Origin of the sequence: Streptomyces sp. NPDC089799, from assembly GCF_040684755.1 — a bacterium.
Taxonomy (GTDB): domain Bacteria; phylum Actinomycetota; class Actinomycetes; order Streptomycetales; family Streptomycetaceae; genus Streptomyces.
The window spans coordinates 145255-159586 of sequence record NZ_JBFBGR010000001.1 but is presented as its reverse complement, the minus strand read 5'-3'; the positions used below and the strand labels follow the sequence as shown (position 1 = coordinate 159586).

The following is a 14332-nucleotide window of genomic DNA, read 5'->3' as shown; positions in this document are numbered from 1 at the left end:
CCCCCACGCCCTCGGCTCCTGCCGAGCGGGGGAATTCTCCTTGCGGGGCGGCGTCGCGCCCGTCACGGCCGGCAGCCTCAGTCGCAGTCGCGACAGATGGGCTGACCGTTCTTCTCGCGCGCCAGCTGGCTGCGGTGGTGCACCAGGAAGCAGCTCATGCAGGTGAACTCGTCGGCCTGCTTGGGCAGCACCCGGACGGCCAGCTCCTCGTTGGAGAGGTCCGCGCCCGGCAGCTCCAGGCCCTCGACGCCGTCGAAGTCGTCGTTGTCGATGACCGTGCCGGACTTGTCGTTGCGCCGAGCCTTGAGTTCTTCGAGGCTGTCACTGTCGACGTCGTCGTCGGTCTTGCGTGGGGTGTCGTAGTCCGTTGCCATTTTTCGCTCTCCCCCTCTGGGTGTTAGCGGTGTCTCAGCGCACGTAACGCGCGAGAGGCCGGACTTGTGCCCGACCTGAGGCGGAGATTTTGCCTCACATCAAGGTCTGTTACTCAATCGACACCCGGCCGCCCGCCTGAAGGGGCGATGGGCCGATATGTCGAGGCGGACCGTACACGGTTCGGAAACCTCCTGCACGGAAGCCACCCCGAGTATTTTCCGCCGTTCGAGGCGCCGGAAACCCGGACTTTCCCGGGCGTTCCGGCGTTTCGGAGATCACGGAACGTACCGGGGTGGGCACTCGCCACTGTGATCGATCACACAGGGAGCCGCCCGTCCGCCCCTTCCGGGATTCAGCCCAGAGCGAACAGGGGCTTCCTGCGTCAGATCGGCAGGGTGACGCGCATCACCAGGCCACCGCCCTCCCGGGGCTCGGCGTGGATCCGGCCGCCGTGTGCGCGCGCCACGGAGCGCGCGATGGACAACCCGAGGCCGACACCCTTGTCGCTGCCCGTTCGCTCCGTACGGAGGCGCCTGAAGGGCTCGAAGAGGTTGTCGATCTCGTACGCGGGCACCACCGGGCCGGTGTTCGAGACCACGAGCACCGCCTGGCCGTGCCCGGCATCGGTGGCGACCTCCACCCAGCCGCCTTCCGGCACGTTGTACCGGACGGCGTTCTGCACCAGGTTGAGGGCGATCCGCTCCAGCAGGACGCCATTGCCCTGGACCACGGCCGGGGCGCGCTCGCCGCGGATCTCCACGCCCAGTGCGTCGGCCTCGCCCCGCGCCTGGTCGATGGCGCGCGAGGCGACCTCGGCCAGGTCCACGGGCTTGCGCTCGACGATCTGGTTCTCGCTGCGGGCCAGCAGGAGCAGGCCCTCCACCAACTGTTCGCTGCGTTCGTTGGTGGCCAGCAGGGTCTTGCCGAGCTGCTGGAGCTCCAGCGGTGCGCCGGGGTCGGAAAGGTGCACCTCCAACAGGGTCCGGTTGATCGCGAGCGGGGTCCGCAGCTCGTGCGAGGCGTTCGCCACGAAGCGCTGCTGCGCGGTGAACGCCCGCTCCAGCCGGTCCAGCATCTCGTCGAAGGTGTCGGCCAGCTCCTTGAGCTCGTCGTCGGGGCCGTCCAGCTCGATCCGCCGGGTCAGGTCGGAGCCGACCACCCGGCGGGCGGTCCGGGTGATCTTGCCCAGCGGCGAGAGCACCCGGCCGGCCATCGCGTAGCCGAAGGCGAAGGCGATGATCGACAGGCCGAGCAGCGCCATCAGCGACCGGCTCAGCAGGTCGTCCAGGGCGTGCTTGCGCTGGACGTCCATGCAGGCGGCGACCGCGGCGTTGAGCTCGGTGTTGGTCCGCACCAGGTCGACGGCCGGGCAGGTGCTGCTGGTGACCTTGACGTCCTGACCGGCGACGATCCTGAACGGGACGGGACTGCCCACCCGCATGGTCTGCGCGGCCAGCAGGTAGATGATCGACAGCAGCAGGATCCCGGCGATCAGGAACATCCCGCCGTAGAGCAGCGTGAGCCGTATCCGGATCGTCGGCCTCAGCCACGGGAAGGGACCCTCGGGCGGGCCGGGGTCCCAGGTCGGTTTCGGTGGTGCGGGGTGTGGCACCGGGGTCGCCGCCACGCGCGTCAGATCCGGTATCCGGAGCCGGGCACGGTCACGATGACCGGGGGTTCGCCGAGCTTGCGGCGGAGCGTCATCACGGTCACCCGGACCACGTTGGTGAAGGGGTCGGTGTTCTCGTCCCACGCCTTCTCCAGCAGCTGCTCGGCGGAGACCACGGTGCCCTCGCTGCGCATCAGCACCTCCAGCACGGCGAACTCCTTCGGTGCCAGCTGGACCTCGCGGCCGTCCCGGAACACCTCGCGGCGGTTCGGGTCCAGCTTGATGCCGGCCCGCTCCAGGACGGGCGGCAGCGCGACGGTGGTGCGCCGGCCCAGCGCGCGCACGCGGGCGGTCAGCTCGCTGAACGCGAACGGCTTGGGCAGGTAGTCGTCCGCCCCCAGCTCCAGGCCCTCGACCCGGTCGCTGACGTCACCGGACGCGGTCAGCATCAGCACCCGGGTGGGCATGCCGAGCTCGACGATCTTGCGGCAGACGTCGTCGCCGTGCACGAGGGGGAGGTCCCGGTCGAGCACGACCACGTCGTAGTCGTTGACGCCTACGCGCTCCAGGGCGGCGGCGCCGTCGTACACGACGTCGACGGCCATGGCCTCCCTGCGCAGTCCGGTGGCCACCGCATCGGCGAGCAGCTGCTCGTCCTCGACGACGAGTACGCGCACGTCGATTTCCTTCCTCATGTGCCCGGGGCGGGCAGGGTCGATTCCGCCATACATCCTGCCCGTTTCGGCCGTAAACCGGCTGTAAGGCGGCGTACGGCGGCCACCGGGCGCCTTCCCGCGCCCCCGGACCCGCCGGGTGGTGGACGACAGGCGGACGTCAGGCGTACGTGATGCGGAGGTGGTGCGAAGGTACGGCGCAGGTGAGGCGGACGTGAGGATTCCCTCGCTTCACGAGGTTTCTGGGTCCAGGGTGCTGGGGAGGACGACTGCACACCCCGATCACCCGATCACCTACCTCCCGGACACCTCCGTGCCACGAAGAGGGGGCGCAACCACCATGGACGCATTCACCGCAGGGCTTCTGCAGCGGATCCGCAGCACCCAGTACGACCTGGACCGGGCCCGCCAGTCGGGCGACGACTTCCTGGCGGAGGTCGAACAGGGCGAACTGGACGACCTCCACCGCCTGGCGGCGGAGCACGGCGTGCACGTGAACGCCGCCTGACGACGCTTCGCCTTCCCGGCGGGGCCGGCCCACCCTCGGGGGCGGACCGGCCCCGTCGCCGTTCCCGCCGGCCTCCACGGACCGCCACGGACCGCCACGAGGCTCCTCAGACCTCCACAGACCACCACTGGCCCGGGCAGGACCGGCCACCCCCACGGTGGCCTCCTACAGGCCCTGGAACGGCTCCTGGGGCCGGTCCAGGGCACCCTCGGCACCCCGGGCCCCTCGACACCGCGGCACCCCGGCACCCCGGCACCGCGACACCCCGGCCCGGGGTCAGTCGTGCCAGGCTCCCGCTTCGTCCAGCAGCGGCTGCAGCGAGGCGAACACCGCCGGCGTCGCCGCGATCGCCAGCCCGCCGGAGGCCGCCTCACCGGGCCTGCCTCCGGTCACCGCGCCCGCCTCGCGGGCGATCAGCTCGCCCGCGGCCAGGTCCCAGGGGTTGAGCCCGCGCTCGTAGTAGCCGTCCACCCGGCCGCAGGCCACGTCACACAGGTCGATCGCCGCGGACCCGCCCCGCCGGATGTCCCGCACCAGCGGGATCACCCGGGCCGCCACCTCCGCCTGCCGCACCCTGCGCTCCTGCAGGTAGCCGAAGCCGGTCGCGATCAGCGCCTGGTCCAGCGGCGCCGCCGCGCGGCAGGACAGCCGTACGCCGTCCAGCCAGGCCCCGCCGCCGCGCACCGCGTGGTACGTCTCCCCGCGCATCGGCGCGTACACCACGCCCACGACGGTCTCGCCCCGGTACTCGGCGGCGATGGACACCGCCCAGCTCGGCAGGCCGTAGAGGTAGTTCACCGTGCCGTCGAGCGGGTCCACGACCCACCGCACCCCGCTGGTGCCCTCGCTGTCCGAGCCCTCCTCGCCGAGCAGCCCGTCCCGGGGCCGGCGCTCGGCCAGGAAGCCGGTGATCAGCTTCTCGGCGGCGACGTCCATCTCGGTGACCACGTCGACGGCGCTGGTCTTGGTGGCGGCCACGGACAGGTCGGCCGGGCGGCCGTCCCGCAGCAGCTCGCCCGCACGCCGGGCGGCCTCCAGGGCGAGCTCCAGCAGCTCCCGCGCAAGGTCCTCGCCGGCCCCGTCGCCGCCCGGCACGTTCCCGTCCGCCATGTCCGGGCCCCTCACGCGTACGGGCTGTCGGCGCCGGCGGCCGCGGGGCGCGCCTCGCGCGCCGGGCAGCAGCCCACCGCGCAGAGGTCGTGGGACGCCCCCAGCGCACCCACCCAGCACCGCTCCACGGGCTCCCCGCGCTCCAGCGCGGCCCGCTCCAGCACCAGCTCGCGCACGGCCGCCGCGAAGCGCGGATCGGCGCCGACGGTCGCCGAGCGGCGGATCGGCAGGTCCAGCTCGGCGGCCTTGGCGGTGGCCTCGGTGTCGAGGTCGTAGAGGACCTCCATGTGGTCGGAGACGAACCCGATCGGGACCATCACCACCGCGGCGGTCCCTGCCTCGTGCAGCTCCTCCAGGCGGTCGCAGATGTCCGGCTCCAGCCACGGGATGTGCGGGGCTCCGCTGCGCGACTGGTAGACGAGCTCCCAGGGGCGGTCCACGCCGGTGACCGCGGCGACCTCCGCCGCGATCACCTCCGCCACGTCCAGGTGCTGCTTGACGTAGGCGCCGCCGGCCCCGCCCCCGGTGTGGTCCTCGACCGGGCCGGAGGTGTCGGCCGCGGCCGTCGGGATCGAGTGGGTGGTGAAGACCAGGCGGGCGCCGTCGCGGACGTCCTCGGGCAGCGAGTCCAGCGAGGCGAGCACCCCGTCGGTCATGGGCCCGACGAAGCCGGGGTGGTTGAAGTAGTGCCGCAGCTTGTCCACCCGCGGCAGGTCGAAGCCCTCCGCCTCCAGCAGCGCCAGCGCGTCGGCGAGGTTCTCGCGGTACTGGCGGCAGCCCGAGTACGAGGCGTACGCGCTGGTCGCGAGGACGGCGATGCGGCGGCGGCCGTCGGCGGCCATCTCGCGCATCACGTCGTTCAGGTACGGGCCCCAGTTCCGGTTGCCCCAGTACACCGGGAGGTCCAGGCCGTGCTCGGCGAAGTCCTTGCGGAGGGCGTCCAGCAGCTCCCGGTTCTGCGCGTTGATCGGGCTGACCCCGCCGAAGCCGAAGTAGTGCTGTCCGACCTCCTTGAGGCGCTCCCTCGGGATGCCCCGGCCGCGGGTGACGTTCTCCAGGAAGGGCACGACGTCGTCGGGACCCTCCGGGCCGCCGAAGGACAGCAGCAGCAGGGCGTCGTAGGGGCGGGCGGATCCGCCTTCGGGGTTCGGGCGCTGGTCAGACATGTCTGGAATCCTGCCACCCGCCGCAGACCGGCGGTAACCGGCCCGCTGGAATCCCACAGGTTAGGACACCCTCAGCGCGCGACAGGTAAGGTAACCCTTACTTTCCATGATCCCGCTGCCTGGACAGCCAGTGCGCCCCGGACCGCGCGAACGTAATCTGTTCGAATTGACCACGTCCCTTACGGAGGGCACGCCTTGCCCAGTCCCTACCGCGCGATATTCGCGGCCCCCGGCACCACGGCGTTCACCACCGCCGGATTCATCGGGCGGCTGCCGCTGTCCATGGTCGGGGTCGGCATCCTGACCATGATCTCGGAGTTCACCGGCCGTTACGGCCTGGCCAGTGCCCTCACCGCCACGCTCGCGCTCTCCGCCGCCGCGGTGGGACCCCAGATCTCCCGGCTGGTCGACCAGCACGGGCAGCGGAAGGTGCTGCGGCCGACCGCACTGGTGTGCTTCCTCTCCGTCGCGGTCCTGCTGGTGGCCGCCTCCCAGGGCTGGCCGGACTGGACCCTGTTCGTCTGCTGCGTGATCGCCGGCTGCGTGCCGAGCGTGGGCTCCATGACCCGGGCCCGCTGGACGGCCATCTACCGGGACACGCCCCAGATGCACACCGCGTACTCCTTCGAGTCCGTGCTCGACGAGGTCTGCTTCATCTTCGGCCCGATCATCTCGATCACCCTGTCGACCGTCTGGTTTCCCGAGGCCGGACCGCTGATCGCCGCCGCCTTCCTCCTGGTCGGCGTCTGGTGGCTGACCGCGCAGCGCGCCACCGAGCCGGCCCCGCACCCGCGCGCCGAGCAGGCCGACAAGACCTCCGCACTGCGCTCGCCGGGCCTGCAGGTCCTCACCCTCACCTTCGTGGCCACCGGCGCCATCTTCGGCTCCATCGACACCGCGACACTGGCGTACGCGGAGGACCTGGGCCACAAGAACCTCACCGGGATCGTCCTGGCGATCTGGGCGTTCGGCTCCATGGTGGCGGGCATCGTCTTCGGCCTGCTGAAGCTGAAGGGCCGGGCCGAGCCCAGGTGGGTCCTGGGCGTGGTGGCGATGGCCGTGAGTATGATCCCCCTCCTACTGGCCGGGAACTTGCCGTTTCTGGCCGTGGCGCTCTTCGTCTCGGGCCTCGCCATCGCTCCCACGATGATCACCACGATGGCCCTGATCGAGAAGCACGTACCGCGCGCGAAGCTGACCGAGGGCATGACCTGGATCAGCACCGGTCTGGCGGTCGGGGTCGCGGCAGGGTCGTCCCTGACCGGACAGGTCGCCGACATGTCCGGGGCGCGCGCCGGATACGTGGTCTCCATCTCGGCGGGAGCGGCCGCGGCGGCGGTGGCGTTCGCGGGTTACCGCCGGCTGACGAGGTCGGCGCTAGGGGAGGAGCCCTCTACCGATGGGGACGGCGACAGCAGCGAAGTACGGGACCGAGTGGCGTAACTGGGCGGGCAACGTCACGGCCACACCCGCCCGTGTGGTGACCCCGGCCTCGGTCGGGGAGCTTCAGGAGGCGGTCCGCCGGGCCGCCGAGGACGGACTGCGGGTGAAGGCGGTCGGCACCGGCCACTCCTTCACCGCGGCCGCCGTCACCGACGGCGTGCTCATACGGCCGCAGGCCCTGGCCGGGATCCTCGCGCTCGACCGGCCCGCCGGCACGGTCACGGTGGCCGCCGGGACCTCGCTCAAGGACCTCAACCGGGCCCTGGCCCGGGAGGGCCTGTCGCTGACCAACATGGGCGACATCATGGAGCAGACGGTCTCCGGCGCGACCGGCACCGGCACCCACGGCACCGGCCGGGACTCCGCCTCCATCGCCGCGCAGATCCGCGGCCTGGAGCTGGTCACCGCGGACGGCACCCTGCTGGCCTGCTCCGAGAAGGAGAACCCCGAGGTCTTCGCGGCGGCCCGGATCGGGCTCGGCGCACTGGGCGTGGTCACCGCGATCACCTTCGCGGTCGAGCCCCTCTTCCACCTCACCGCCCGCGAGGAGCCGATGCTCTTCGACCGGGTCACCGCCGAATTCGAACAGCACCACGCGGAGAACGAGCACTTCGAGTTCTACTGGTTCCCGCACACCGGCAACTGCAACACCAAGCGGAACAACCGCAGCACGGGCCCGGCCGCCCCGCCCGGCGCGGTCAGCGCCTGGATCGAGGACGAACTCCTCTCCAACGGGCTCTTCCAGGCGGTCAACTCGCTGGGCCGCGCCGTCCCCGCCAGCATTCCCTCCATCGCCCGGATCGCCAGCCGGGCCCTGTCCGCCCGGACCTACACGGACATCCCGTACAAGGTGTTCACCAGCCCGCGCCGGGTCCGGTTCGTGGAGATGGAGTACGCCCTCCCGCGCGAGCGGGTCGTCGAGGCGCTGCGCGAACTCAAGTCCATGGTCGACCGGTCGGACCTGCGGATCAGCTTCCCGGTGGAGGTCCGCACCGCCCCGGCGGACGACATCACCCTGTCGACCGCGTCCGGGCGGGAGACCGCCTACATCGCCGTCCACATGTACAGGGGCACGCCCTACCAGGCCTACTTCACCGCGGCCGAGCGCATCTTCACCGCCCACGGGGGCCGGCCGCACTGGGGCAAGGTGCACACCCGGGACGCCGCCTACTTCGCGGAGGTCTACCCGCGCTTCGGCGAGTTCACCGCGCTGCGGGACCGGCTGGACCCGGAGCGCAGGTTCGCCAACGACTACCTGCGGCGGGTGCTCGGGGACTGACCCGAAGTCAGGGAGGTTGCAGCGGGGCGGGGTGACGGACCGAGCGGCCACCCCGCCCCGGCCGGGGCGCTCACCGGGCACTCGCCCGGGCTGTTACCGAGCACTCGCCAGGCCGCTGCCGGACACTCTCCGGGCCGCTGCCGGGCAGTCGGCGGGCAGTCGGCGGGCAGTCGGCGGGCAGTCGCCGACAAATCATCGAAGCCGATCGTTCCACTTCTGTGGATCCTGTGAATCAGGACACCCCGAATCGACCCTGTCCGCAGGCATATCGACCCCGTCGCGCCCACAACACCCCAGCCCTGGGACAAGTTCGGCGGCGCGGCGGTCCACCCAGGTGGCCCGAATGGAGTACTGTGACCAACCCTGGGACCGTCCATCCTCACGGATGTCCGGACCCGGGAGAGGGGGCCGACGATGGAGAAACGGCGCTCGAAACCGGCGATGACGCACGATCGCACGGATTCCTGCTGCGCACAGTGACCACTCGGTCACTGTGAGTGGCCATCAGGTAACCGTGCCATAACGGCGATCAAGGGCGCATGCCCGACACGCCGGTTTAACTCGGCAAGGTTGTGGCAGGCTGCACCCGGGCAGGCCACACTCGACTAGCGGAAGCAGCGACGCACGTGACGTCGGCAGGCACCACCCGGGAGGTCCCCATGCCCGAACTGCGTGTCGTGGCCGTCTCCAATGACGGCACACGACTGGTTCTCAAGGCTGCGGACAGCACGGAGTACACGCTTCCGATCGACGAACGGCTGCGGGCGGCGGTCCGGAACGACCGTGCCCGGCTGAACCAGATCGAGATCGAGGTGGAGAGCCACCTCCGCCCGCGGGACATCCAGGCCCGGATACGTGCCGGTGCCTCCGCGGAGGAGGTCGCACAGCTCGCCGGCATCCCGGTGGACCGCGTCCGCCGCTTCGAGGGACCGGTCCTGGCAGAGCGCGCCTTCATGGCCGAGCGCGCCCGGAAGACCCCCGTACGGCGCCCCGGTGAGAACACCGGACCCCAGCTCGGCGAGGCCGTACAGGAGCGGCTGCTGCTGCGCGGCGCCGACAAGGACACCGTGCAGTGGGATTCGTGGCGCCGGGACGACGGCACCTGGGAGGTGCTGCTGGTCTACCGGGTCGCGGGCGAACCGCACTCGGCGAGCTGGACGTACGACCCGCCGCGCCGGCTGGTCGTGGCCGTGGACGACGAGGCCCGCTCGCTGATCGGCGAATCGGACGACCTGCCGTCCGCACCGGAGCCGACCTTCCCGTTCGTGCCGCGGATCGCACGGCTGCCGCGGGACCGGCCGCTCGACCGTGCGCTGGACCGCCAGTTGCCGGCGATCGCCTCCGCACCCCCGCCCGAACCGGAGGAGGAGCGGGACTCGCTGACCAGCCTGCTGGAAGCGGTGCCCAGCTTCCGGGGCGACCTGGTCGTCCCGGAGCGGCCCGCCGTGGCCCCTGCGGAGCCGTACGCCGATGAGGACGCGGAGGCCGAGGAGGCCGCCGCGGCTCCGCCGGCGGCATCGGCGGGAGCGGGCTCGGCGTACGCGGACGTCCTCATGCCGCGGACGGTGGCCGGCCACCGCGACCGGCTGACCGGCACCACCGACCGCCAGGCCGAAGCGGACGGCGTCCGGCCGGGGCGCCGCGCGGCGGTCCCCAGCTGGGACGAAATCGTCTTCGGCACCCGCCGCAAAAAGCAGGAGTAGCCTCCGGCGGGCCGCAGCCGATGCCCAGCCGTGCGGCTTTGCGGCCGCAGGCCGCGCCGCCGTGCGACTGCCGGCCGTTGCCTCGGCCGGGCGGGGCTCGCGCCGTTCACACGGCCGTGTGGGCAGGCGTGCCGCAGGGCGGCACGGGTGGGCACACGGCACGACGGCGCGCGCCGAACGCGCAGCGTGTGCCTGTACCCCGACCCCGCTGACGGGGTCGACCCCCGCTCCGGACGGAGCTCCGCACCCAGGCGGAGCCGGTGCTTCGCCTCAGGGGCGGCGGCTCCGTCGGAGCGAGCCATCGCTTCGGCCGGGCGGGAGCGAGCCTGCGGAGCGGCGTTCCGGTGTGCCCACCCGTTCCGCCCCGCGGAACGCCTGCCCACACCTCGGCGAAGCCGCCGCCCATACCCTCGGCGGAGCCGGACCCACCCACGGGGTGGGCCAAGCCAGGCGGAACGCCTGGCCGCACCTCGGCGGAGCCGGGACCGGATCGGAGGCCGGGTGGGGCGGAGCTGCCCTGCGGAGTGCCCCGCCGCGCCGCCGCCGGCGGCTACTGCGGGTCCGGGCCGACCGCGACCGGGCGGGACTCGTCCGAGGACCACTCCGACCAGCTCCCGGCGTACAGCGCAGCGGGAACGCCCGCGACCGACAGCGCCAGGACCTGGTGTGCGCCCGAGACGCCCGAGCCGCAGTACACGCCCACCTCCCCCTCCGCCGAGGCACCCAGCGCACCGAAGCGCGCCCGCAGCTCCGCCGCCGGCAGGAAACGCCCGTCCGGCCCGACGTTCTCCGTCGTCGGAGCCGACACCGCGCCCGGGATGTGCCCGCCGATCCGGTCGATCGGCTCGACCTCTCCCCGGTACCGCTCCCCCGCCCGCGCGTCGAGCAGCAGACCCGAGCGGGCCAGCGCCGCCGCCTCGTCCGCGTCCAGCAGCCCCATCGCACCCGGCTGTGGCTTGAAATCGCCCTCCTCCGGAGCCGGCGCCTCGGCCGACAGCTCGCCGCCCGCCGCGGTCCACGCGGCCAGTCCCCCGTCGAGGACCCGCACGTTCGGGTGACCCGTCCAGCGCAGCATCCACCACGCCCGGGCGGCCGCCCAGCCCAGCCCGCCGTCGTACACGACCACGGGCGTGTCCGTGCCGACACCGGCCCGCCGCATCACCGCTCCGAACGCCTCCGCCTCCGGCAGCGGGTGCCGCCCGCCCTTCCCGGGCGGACCGGCGAGCTCCCGGTCCAGGTCGACGTACACCGCCCCCGGCACGTGTCCGGCCTCGTACTCCGGCCGCAGGTCGGGGCCGCCCAGCTGCCAGCGGACGTCCAGGAGCACCGGCGGCCGGGAGCCCGCAAGCTCGGCCTTCAGTTCGGTTGCAGAGAGGATCGAAGTCATGGCCCCATCCTCCACCCCCGTGCGTACCGCGTGTAACAAGGCCGACATGGACGGGCCGCAGGGATTCGGTCATCTCCTGGCCGGCACCGCGAAACGCGGCCGGTCGGGGCGCGGGACGGCCCTCGGAGTGGAAGCATCACCCCCACGACCGACGCGGCGGCGACGGCGGCAACGACGGAGGAGACAGGGCGATGACCGACCATGCGGAGACACGGCGCGCCCCCGGCACCCCGTGCTGGGTGAGCCTGATGGTGCACGGTCTCGGCACGACGGAGGATTTCTACGGCGCCCTGTTCGGCTGGGAGTTCGCGCCCGGACCCGAGCCCTTCGGCCCCTACGTGCGGGCGCTGATCGACGGCAGGGAGGTGGCCGGCATCGGACAGCTGCCGCCGGACCACAACCTGCCCGTGGCCTGGACGACGTACTTCGCGACCGACGACGCCGACGAGACGGCGGAGACGATCCGCGGGTGCGGCGGCACCGTGGCGGTGGGGCCGCTGGACGCGGGCGCCGCCGGCCGGATGGCGATCTGCTCCGACCCGGTCGGCGCCGTCTTCGGCATCTGGCAGGGGGCCGCGCACATCGGCACCCGGCTGACCGGGGTCCACGGCACCCCTGCGTGGAACGAACTGGTCACCCGGGACACGTCCACGGTCGGCAAGTTCTACCAAGCGGTTTTCGGCCATGACCCGGAGGCCGTGGTGTCGGCGGACTTCGACTACCTGACGCTCCACGTGGTGGGCCGGCCGGTCGCCGCCGTGCACGGGGTGGGGCGCGCCCTGCCGCACGACCGGGGCGCGCACTGGATGACGTACTTCGAGGTCGACGACACGGACGCGGCGGCGGAGCTGGCCGCCGATGTCGGCGGCCGGGTCCTGCGGCCGCCCCACGAGACCGCGAACGGCCGGCTGGCCGTGGTCTCGGACCCGGAGGGCGCGATCTTCACGATCGTCCGCAGCGAACGCTGAGCGCGGATCAGCCGGCGGGGCGGGCCCTGTACCGTCCCGGCTCCCCCGCCGACTCGACGGCCGCGACCAGGGCCGCCGTATCGGTCCGGGCGCCGGGCGCGAGGCGGATCACCGTACGGCCGGTGCGGGCGCTGGTGGAGGCCGAGCGGACCCCATCGAGCTCCTCCAGCCCGTCGTCGATGAGCAGGCCGCAGCCGGTGCAGTGCATGCCCTCGACGACGAGGACCACCACCTGCCCGCCGGGGTGCTCACCGCTCCCGTCCGTGGGCCGGTCCGTGGGCCGGTCCTTGCGCCGGTCCTTGCGCCGGAAGAGGTTCACGACCGCCCCTTCCCGAAGTCGATGGCGCCGGTCTGCATCCCCATGGCACAGGTGAAGCGGAGGGTTCCGGGCCCGGGAGTGCCCAGGTCCACCTCGGTGTCCCCGTCGCGCTTGACGATCTCCTGGACCCCCAGGGCGGGGATGGTGAAGGCACGGGCGCAGCCGCCGGAGTCCTTGCCGTGCAGCACCAGCGTCGTCGGCACTCCGGACCGGGCGGTGAAGCGGGTGGGCGCGTAGAAGTCGGTCACGGTGAGCGTGACGATCTGCCGCCCGTTCGCATCGGTCCGTACGGGTGCGGGCAGGGACCCGGACCCGTCGGCGGAGCCGCTGGACCCGGCCGGGCCGGCGGGGTTCGCGGGGTCCTCGGAGGCGGGGTCCTCGGAGGCCGGGGCGCCGCCTTCCACGCCCTCCACCGTGAACGGGCCGGTGGCGGTGGGGCGGCGGTCCGGGGAGTCGAAGGCGACCCAGCCGCCCGCCTGGAGGGCGGATGCCATCGTCCAGGCGGCCACGGCCAGCACCACCACCCCGGTCAGCCCGGCCAGTTGCCCGGAGAGGGCCTGGCTGCCGCGCCGGAACAGGTACCCGAGCAGACCGAACAACGGGGCCGTGCCCACGACGAACCCGGCCATCACGGCGGCGCCGGCCACCGGCGAGCCCGAGGTGACGGCCAGGAGCTCCATGGACAGGGTCACCCCGCAGGGCACCAGGGCGGTGGCGAAACCGATCAGTGCCGGGGTGCCGACCGAACGCGTACGGGCGCTGCGCCTGAGCACCCGGCCGAGCGCGGCGGGCGGACGCGGTACCAGCCGCCCGGCCGCCTTGACCCCGAAGAGGTCCAGCGCGAACAGCACCATCAGTGCCCCGGCCGCGAGCAGCAGTCCCGCCTGCACCCGCGGACCGGGCTGCAGGGCACTGCCGAAGGCGCCCAGCAGGGCGCCGAGGAGGGCGTGCGAGGCCAGCTTCCCTGCCAGGAAGGCCCCGACCGGGGCCAGTGGGGCGCGTGCGCCCTCCTCGGGGTTGCGGAGGCGGGTCACCGCTCCGGCCAGCAGGCCCCCCTGAACGGCGGCGCACGAGGCACCGCCGGCGAACAGACCGGTGCCCGCACCGGTGATCAGCAAAGCGACGGACGACGACATGCGTCGTGACTCCTGTTCTGCGGTGTTGCGCGGTCGGCGTGCTCGCTCTCAGGGCACGCCGAAGGATGTGGGAGGACGGGCGGGCCTGTCGTCTCACGTCCGGGACACGCACAACCGGTGCAGATCGGGAGGGTCGGGTACGGGCGGCGGCGGGGCATGGGCCCACGCCGCCCCGGTGGCGGTACCGCAGGCGCCCGCCGGGCGCGTCACGGCGGGAGGCTGCGCGTGCCCGGAAGCGTCCTGAACGGGCAGCACCTTGGGGGCGGGGCAGGGATCGGCGTCCGGACATCCGTGGTGTAGCCGGGCCGTGGTGACGGCCGGCGTCGGCATGGCCGATGCCGCCGGAACGGCCGATGCCGCCGGTGTCCCCGAGGCCGTGGCCGTCTCCGGTGCCGTCGGCACGGCCGCCTCCGGCAGTGCGTCCGGCATCACCATCGCCATCGCCGTCGCCATCGGGGACGTCATGGGAGCCCGCATCCAGCCCGCGGCCGACGCCGCGTGCAGCGCTCCCGCCTGCCGTGCCGCACCCGACAGGCAGACGAACAGCGCGCACGCCAGCAGCATCCCGGACCAGGCCCGGAGCGGCAGGGGGAGGCGGCGCAGCACGCCCGCCATGCTAGGACCCGCCGGAGTCCGGCGGCTGACCGCCCCGCCC

14 protein-coding genes are annotated in these 14332 nt (G+C 73.0%); 5 read left to right on the top strand and 9 right to left on the bottom strand.

Translation table 11 applies throughout. From position 1 onward, the window contains the following. Window positions 1–77: 77 nt before the first annotated feature. From AB0O36_RS00595 to AB0O36_RS00585, 3 genes are all read right to left on the bottom strand, one after another. Window positions 78–374, bottom strand: coding sequence for a DUF4193 domain-containing protein (locus AB0O36_RS00595; RefSeq protein ID WP_365101946.1), 297 nt, complete (start codon window positions 372–374; stop codon window positions 78–80). A 383-nt stretch (window positions 375–757) separates the two neighbouring features. Then, window positions 758–2002: a HAMP domain-containing sensor histidine kinase gene (locus AB0O36_RS00590; protein WP_365101943.1), complete on the bottom strand. Its 1245-nt coding sequence runs from the start codon at window positions 2000–2002 to the stop codon at window positions 758–760. 5 nt (window positions 2003–2007) lie between these two features. Then, the gene (locus tag AB0O36_RS00585) at window positions 2008–2661 is read right to left on the bottom strand and encodes a response regulator transcription factor (RefSeq protein WP_030206113.1); all 654 of its coding nucleotides are present in this window, start codon (window positions 2659–2661) and stop codon (window positions 2008–2010) included. Window positions 2662–2998: 337 nt separating this feature from the next. Here AB0O36_RS00585 and AB0O36_RS00580 point away from each other — a divergent pair, with 337 nt between their 5' ends. Next, the gene (locus AB0O36_RS00580) at window positions 2999–3166 is read left to right on the top strand and encodes a hypothetical protein (RefSeq protein WP_365101940.1); all 168 of its coding nucleotides are present in this window, start codon (window positions 2999–3001) and stop codon (window positions 3164–3166) included. A 276-nt stretch (window positions 3167–3442) separates the two neighbouring features. Here AB0O36_RS00580 and AB0O36_RS00575 read toward each other — a convergent pair whose 3' ends face one another. Together AB0O36_RS00575 and AB0O36_RS00570 are read right to left on the bottom strand one after the other, a co-directional pair. Further along, window positions 3443–4276 (bottom strand): inositol monophosphatase family protein, encoded by an 834-nt coding sequence (locus AB0O36_RS00575; RefSeq protein ID WP_365101937.1) that lies wholly within the window; start codon window positions 4274–4276, stop codon window positions 3443–3445. An 11-nt stretch (window positions 4277–4287) separates the two neighbouring features. Continuing rightward, window positions 4288–5442: a ferrochelatase gene (locus tag AB0O36_RS00570; protein ID WP_365101934.1), complete on the bottom strand. Its 1155-nt coding sequence runs from the start codon at window positions 5440–5442 to the stop codon at window positions 4288–4290. Between the two features lie 195 nt (window positions 5443–5637). Here AB0O36_RS00570 and AB0O36_RS00565 point away from each other — a divergent pair, with 195 nt between their 5' ends. From AB0O36_RS00565 to sepH, 3 genes are all read left to right on the top strand, one after another. Next, window positions 5638–6885, top strand: a complete 1248-nt coding sequence (locus AB0O36_RS00565; RefSeq protein WP_365101932.1) for an MFS transporter — start codon at window positions 5638–5640, stop codon at window positions 6883–6885. Further along, window positions 6842–8164: a D-arabinono-1,4-lactone oxidase gene (locus AB0O36_RS00560; RefSeq protein ID WP_365101929.1), complete on the top strand. Its 1323-nt coding sequence runs from the start codon at window positions 6842–6844 to the stop codon at window positions 8162–8164. Before AB0O36_RS00565 ends, AB0O36_RS00560 begins: the two co-directional genes overlap by 44 nt. A gap of 659 nt (window positions 8165–8823) precedes the next feature. Then, complete coding sequence (gene sepH, locus AB0O36_RS00555) at window positions 8824–9867, top strand: septation protein SepH (protein ID WP_365101926.1); 1044 nt, start codon at window positions 8824–8826, stop codon at window positions 9865–9867. A gap of 550 nt (window positions 9868–10417) precedes the next feature. Here the strand turns inward: sepH and AB0O36_RS00550 are convergent. Then, window positions 10418–11254 carry a sulfurtransferase gene (locus AB0O36_RS00550; protein WP_365101923.1) on the bottom strand — a complete coding sequence of 279 codons (837 nt, stop codon included), beginning with the start codon at window positions 11252–11254 and terminating at the stop codon, window positions 10418–10420. Window positions 11255–11445: 191 nt separating this feature from the next. Here AB0O36_RS00550 and AB0O36_RS00545 point away from each other — a divergent pair, with 191 nt between their 5' ends. Next, window positions 11446–12222, top strand: a complete 777-nt coding sequence (locus tag AB0O36_RS00545) for a VOC family protein (RefSeq protein ID WP_365101920.1) — start codon at window positions 11446–11448, stop codon at window positions 12220–12222. Between the two features lie 7 nt (window positions 12223–12229). On the opposite strand, the gene AB0O36_RS00540 is transcribed toward AB0O36_RS00545, so the two are convergent. From AB0O36_RS00540 to AB0O36_RS00530, 3 genes are all read right to left on the bottom strand, one after another. Next, complete coding sequence (locus tag AB0O36_RS00540; protein ID WP_365101917.1) at window positions 12230–12541, bottom strand: heavy metal-associated domain-containing protein; 312 nt, start codon at window positions 12539–12541, stop codon at window positions 12230–12232. Further along, a complete protein-coding gene (locus tag AB0O36_RS00535) occupies window positions 12538–13677 on the bottom strand; it encodes a sulfite exporter TauE/SafE family protein (protein ID WP_365101914.1) in 1140 nt (379 codons plus the stop codon). The genes AB0O36_RS00540 and AB0O36_RS00535 overlap by 4 nt, the downstream gene beginning before the upstream one ends. Window positions 13678–13770: 93 nt before the next feature. Next, window positions 13771–14283, bottom strand: coding sequence for a hypothetical protein (locus tag AB0O36_RS00530; RefSeq protein ID WP_365101911.1), 513 nt, complete (start codon window positions 14281–14283; stop codon window positions 13771–13773). Between the last annotated feature and the right edge of the window lie 49 nt (window positions 14284–14332).